This is a genomic window from Streptomyces sp. NPDC048411 (assembly GCF_040704695.1).
In the GTDB taxonomy this organism is placed as follows: Bacteria; Actinomycetota; Actinomycetes; order Streptomycetales; family Streptomycetaceae; genus Streptomyces.
The window spans coordinates 1-4,677 of record NZ_JBEZKL010000254.1 but is presented as its reverse complement, the minus strand read 5'-3'; the positions used below and the strand labels follow the sequence as shown (position 1 = coordinate 4,677).

At 67.4% G+C, this 4,677-nt stretch carries 5 protein-coding genes; 3 read left to right on the top strand and 2 right to left on the bottom strand.

The annotated features are described in order from the left end of the window. Positions 1 to 48: 48 nt before the first annotated feature. Both AB0915_RS38345 and AB0915_RS38340 read right to left on the bottom strand, forming a co-directional pair. Positions 49 to 348: a hypothetical protein gene (locus AB0915_RS38345; protein WP_366695924.1), complete on the bottom strand. Its 300-nt coding sequence runs from the start codon at positions 346 to 348 to the stop codon at positions 49 to 51. 815 nt (positions 349 to 1,163) lie between these two features. Continuing rightward, positions 1,164 to 2,135: an AsnC family transcriptional regulator gene (locus AB0915_RS38340; protein ID WP_366695922.1), complete on the bottom strand. Its 972-nt coding sequence runs from the start codon at positions 2,133 to 2,135 to the stop codon at positions 1,164 to 1,166. Between the two features lie 223 nt (positions 2,136 to 2,358). On the opposite strand from AB0915_RS38340, the gene AB0915_RS38335 reads away from it, so the two are divergent. From AB0915_RS38335 to AB0915_RS38325, 3 genes are all read left to right on the top strand, one after another. Then, positions 2,359 to 2,940, top strand: a complete 582-nt coding sequence (locus tag AB0915_RS38335) for an NADPH-dependent FMN reductase (RefSeq protein ID WP_366695920.1) — start codon at positions 2,359 to 2,361, stop codon at positions 2,938 to 2,940. A gap of 109 nt (positions 2,941 to 3,049) precedes the next feature. After that, complete coding sequence (locus AB0915_RS38330; protein ID WP_366695918.1) at positions 3,050 to 3,439, top strand: hypothetical protein; 390 nt, start codon at positions 3,050 to 3,052, stop codon at positions 3,437 to 3,439. 232 nt (positions 3,440 to 3,671) lie between these two features. Beyond that, on the top strand, positions 3,672 to 4,508 hold the full coding sequence (locus AB0915_RS38325; RefSeq protein WP_366695916.1) for an alpha/beta hydrolase: 837 nt from the start codon (positions 3,672 to 3,674) through the stop codon (positions 4,506 to 4,508). The last annotated feature ends 169 nt before the right edge of the window (positions 4,509 to 4,677 follow it).

Genomic DNA, 4,677 nt, shown 5'->3' with positions numbered 1-4,677 from the left:
CTGCTCTCCGGGGTCCCCTGCCACACAACGGACATGAGGCCAGGTCACTCACGAGACCGGCGAACCGGACCAATCCCAATCAAGCAATGCCCCTGGGACACGGATCGGGCCGCTGTTGACCCTGATGTAGATGTTGTTGTTGTCGAGCCCCCGCCACACTTGTACGTGGTCGCTGCTCAGGCTTCGGGCGTCGGTCATATCACCGTGGCTGTGGACGCCCTCGGCGTGCCATGTGACTTCCTCTCCGTACTGGGCGGCCTGGGCCGTACCCCCGGAGAAGACGAGAACCGACACCGCTGTAGCAAGGGCCACGAAGGCCAATCTAGAGCGTTTAAGCACAGATGCCATCAAATCTCTCTTTCGGGGGAAGTCTTATCTGCTGCGCACCGGCCGGTGTCCGCCCCATGCCCGTGAGCATGACACCCCAAAAGAGGCAGGTATGCCGATCGGACTGTCGTAGCGGGACGTAACCGGGAGTCAACCTGTTGCCTGCCCATGGGTGGAGGTGCCGTGCCGAGGATGCCGGCGTCTCCCGAAGCCACCTTTAGGAGAAACGTATCTAACTGCCACCAAGATACACACGTGTGAGTGATTTTGGTGACTTCACCCACGACCTGACCGCAGCCCGCAGCGCAGAACGCGCGGACCAGGTCCTGGTCTACGACCGCCCGGTTGGCAAGGACGGTCGCCGCCGAACTCGAAAAACGGCCTTGTCACGTTGTTGGGTGTGTGGGTGTCTGACGGTGTGTCGTGGTGTGGTGGGGCCGGGTGCCGGCCCTGTGTTCAGGCCGTTGGGTGCTCACGAACGCGGCCATCGCCCACACGGCGGCTTCCAGAACGGCCACCGGGTTCTCACCGAGCGGCAGAAAGGGTTCCGAAGAAGGCAGGACGGGTTCGGGCGATGCGGAGATGGAGGCCTCCGGGGGGAGCGCTGTTACAACATATGTGTCGCTCCTGTATGAACACATGCTGCCACAGGTAGGTGTGAGCTCCGTGATAGGCGGTCGGACGACGGCCTTGGTGGTCATGGCGCAGGTCCGGCGACGCGTCCGGCAGGTGCTGGAGTTACTCGTCGATCTGTCGGCGTGGTGGTCTCCGTCGTCACCTGCCTCTCCTATGTTTTCGGCGCGTCTGCGCGGAAGGTCGCCGGTCCAAGTGGGGCTTCAGAATCCCGGGCGGATCAGGCCGGTTCGTTTCGCGGTGGCCAGGACGGGGGTGGTCTCGATGGAGGCGACCTGTTTCATGGCGCCGATGGTGTCGGTCAGGAAGCGGTAGAGCGCGTCCAGGTCGGTGGTGGTGACCATGACCAGGAGATTGGCGGGTCCGGTGGTCGCGGCTGTGAAGCGGACGGCGGATTCGCGGCTGAGCTGTTCGCCGGCCGCCTGAAGGGCGCCGGGTTCGACGGACAGCCACAGTTGGGCCTTGGTGCGCAGTCCGAGCAGGGCCAGGTCGGTTTCGGTGACCAGGCGGACCGTGCCGTCGTGCAGCAGTGCCTCCAGGCGGCGTCGGACGGTGCGTGGTGTGGTGCCGGTCCGCTGGGCGAGGGTGGCGTAGTCGGCGCGGGCATTCTCGGTCAGGGCCTGGATCAGTGTCAGGTCCGTGGAGGGTAGAGGGGCCGGTGGCGGCGAGCTCAGCGGGAACGGTTGCACTCCCAGGCCTGCGGCCTCCTCGTCATCCAGCAGCCGGGCACCCCAGTTGAGGGAGGCGGGGAAGACCCGCAGCAGGGTGTGAGAGGTCCAGCCGTGGATGGCGGCAGTGGCCGGCAGATCGCGCAGCAGGAGGCGGTTGCGTGCCTCAGGGCCGTCCAGAAAGACGATGGTGCTGATCTCGTCACCGCCGCCGAGGATGTCCACCCAGAGGGTGTCGGTGCGACGCGCCAGGGTGGAGGCGACCATTTTGATGCGGTCGGGACGGCACCGGATGCGCAGGGCCATGGGCACCAGGTGGGGGAAGCGAATCGGATTGCGCTCTGCGGTGGCGCGCAGCGTGCCGTCGACGTACAGCGGGCCGGCGCGGCGGACCACGGTGCGTTCGGACACTCCCAGGCACGTGGCAACTTCTCGCCAGGAGGCACGCGGTGAAGCGATCAAAGCGGCGGCGATACGCTGATCTGTCTCTTCAAGGCTCTGGCGCACAACCGGCACTCTATACGGCACTCATGGCGCACAATCCGACTTTTGAGTGGTCGTTCTGGGGCTGTATCGCCGACACGTCGAGGATGGATGACGCGCCGCAGCGATGGCCCGCTACACCTCCTCCCGGCGGTGGCACGTAGATACGACAGTGGCCGGTCCCATCGTCTGACAGTCACCCGCCGCGCCCCTGAGCTGGGGCGCCCCGAACCGCGAAGGAGAACACGTGACCCGCCTCAACGTCCTTGCCCTGTCAGGAAGTCTGCGCCGAGGCTCCTTGAACACCGCCCTGTTGCGGGAGGCGGAGCGCCTCGGCCCACACCATCGCTTCGACCACTACGACGGGCTCGGCCGTCTGCCGCACTTCAACGAGGACCAGGAACATCCCGCGCCGTCCGCCGTCACCGAACTGCGTCACCGCGTCCAGGACGCTGACGCGGTCCTGATCGCCTCTCCCGAGTACAACGCCTCGATACCCGGAGCGCTGAAGAACGCCCTCGACTGGCTCTCTCGCCCGGCCGGCGACGACGGCCCCGCGCTCGCGCTCAAGCCGGTCGCCGTCATAGGGGCCTCCCCCGGCCCCTTCGGCACCGTCCGGGCCCAGCTGACGCTGCGCCAGGTGCTGCACAAGATGAACGCCCGCGTCGTGCAGCAGCCCGAGTTCCTCCTCTTCCAGGCCCACCAGCAGTTCAGTGGCGACGGCCGCCTCCCGGACGGCTCCCCTGCGCAGCAGCTGCTGTGCGCAGTGCTCGACGCCCTCGGACAACTCGCCACGACCGAGCAGTACCAGGACCGGACACGCGCATGAGCGACAGTCACGGCGTGGTGGAGCCGATGTCCCCCGAAGGGACGGACGTGACATGCACCTCGGAACTCTGAACCGACAGTCTGCCGTCCGCTCGCTCGAGCTGGGTGACGTGCGTGTGACCTATGCCGTGGACGGCGCCATGGCCATGTTGCCCTCGGCCTTCTTCCCAGGCTTCCCCATGGACTGCTGGGACGCCCATCCGGAGGTGCTCGACGAGGAGGGCCGGCTGGCCATGTCAGCGGGCGGCCTGCTGGTCGAACGTGACGGCCGCCGCCTGCTGATCGACGCCGGGATGGGGCCGGGCCCCGCCGGCCCGGACCCGACTCGAGCGGGCGAGACGCCCCGTCGATGCCGGGTCGCCGACGGCTGCCACCGTGCTCAGTCACTTGACTGCACCCGGCCGGCACCGGTGCCGGCCCGGCGGCCGGGAATCCTGGCCCACGTGGCCGTCGGTGTCGCCTCCGGGGGACGGCTGTGGAGTGCCCCGCGAACCACCTGACCGACTCGAAACGGACATATCCGAGCGATGCGGTGGTGGGGACGCTCCTACTGAGAACCACCTATGTTGAGTCATTAGACGGATACCCGGACATGTGTGTTGCGGCGAGTCTGTGCTCACGAAGCCGAGCGCATGGACAGCACCTCGCTGTCCCATGCTTCGCTGCCGAGTCCCTCCATGGCGATTCGGTGCTTCCGACATCCGAATCCGCCTTTGTCCGAGAGGGACCAGCATGCCGTTCATCACCGTGGGCCAGGAGAACACCACCGACATCGAGCTGTACTACGAGGACCACGGAACCGGTCAGCCGGTCGTCCTCATCCACGGCTTCCCGCTCGACGGACACTCCTGGGAGAAGCAGTCCGCGGCACTGCTCGCGGCCGGTTACCGCGTCATCACCTACGACCGGCGCGGCTTCGGTCAGTCCAGCCAGCCCACCACCGGCTACGACTACGACACCTTCGCCGCCGACCTCAACACCGTGCTGGAGACGCTGGACGTGCGCGACGCCGTGCTCGTCGGCTTCTCCATGGGCACCGGCGAGGCCGCACGCTACCTGGGCACCTACGGCTCCTCGCGGATCGCCAAGGCGGCCTTCCTCGGTTCCCTGGAGCCCTGCCTGATCAAGAGCGACGACAACCCGCAGGGCGCGGCGTCGGCGGAGTTCTTCCAGGGTGTCTCCGATGCGGTGAAGGCCGACCGGTTCGCCTACTACACCTCCTTCTACCAGGACTTCTACAACGTCGACGAGAACCTGGGCACACGTATCAGCGAGGAAGCCGTCCGCAACAGCTGGAACGTCGCGGCCGGCGGCGGTGCCCACGCCGCGGCCGCCGCGCCGCTCACCTGGGGTACGGACTTCCGCGAGGACATTCCCAAGATCGACGTGCCGACGCTCATCCTGCACGGCACCGGCGACCGCATCCTGCCGGTCGAATCGACGGCCCGCCTCTTCCACCAGGCCCTTCCCTCCGCCGACTACGTGGAGATCGAGGGCGCGCCGCACGGGCTGCTGTGGACTCACGCGGACGAGGTGAACAAGGCGCTGCTGGAGTTCCTCGCCAAGTGACGTCACCGGCGCCGCGTCCCCGGCGGGACACGGCGCCTTGCCGCGTCGGCACCCGGGCGGGTGGTTCCGCCGGCCTAGGGCCTGTTCTGAGTTCCCCGTCGTCCGCGCGAAGCGCGGGCGCAGCGGTGGTCGGTGCGTGCGATCGGCGTGCGGTGTCGCAGGTCATGTG

What these genes read in the sequence shown, in the direction of transcription:
- AB0915_RS38345 (WP_366695924.1), bottom strand. Translation starts at nt 348, where the DNA reads ATGGCATCTGTGCTTAAACGCTCTAGATTGGCCTTCGTGGCCCTTGCT.
- AB0915_RS38325 (WP_366695916.1), top strand. Translation starts at nt 3,672, where the DNA reads ATGCCGTTCATCACCGTGGGCCAGGAGAACACCACCGACATCGAGCTG.